Here is a 298-nt window from a genome sequence, read left to right on the forward strand (position 1 = left end):
TCAGGAGCCTTGTTTTCAGTCTCTTCGATGACGACCAGACCCGCGTCAGACGATTGTTCAACCAATAACCAGTTTTTACGTACAGGATGGAGCCCGTAGTGTCTTTCAACGTCGGCCAACTCGCCGCCTATCTGACCCTCGATTCTTCAGGCTTCGACAAAGGCGTAGACAACGCGGGCAAACGTTTTACCGGTCTCACCAATAGTGTCAAGGGCGGGGCTCAAACTATCGCCACCGCCCTGACTGCCACCGCGGCCGGCATGACAGCAATCGGCGTGAACGCCCTAAAAACGGGTGC

The 298-nt window shown here is 55.7% G+C and carries 1 protein-coding gene; it reads left to right on the forward strand.

Features of this window, described 5'->3' with window-relative positions; translation table 11 throughout:
* Positions 1 to 98: 98 nt before the first annotated feature.
* On the forward strand, positions 99 to 298 hold a 200-nt coding region (locus QP363_RS12915; protein WP_284764780.1), incomplete at its 3' end, for a hypothetical protein.

It is taken from the genome of Corynebacterium sp. UMB6689, assembly GCF_030215295.1.
GTDB classification, from domain to species: Bacteria; Actinomycetota; Actinomycetes; order Mycobacteriales; family Mycobacteriaceae; genus Corynebacterium; species Corynebacterium aurimucosum.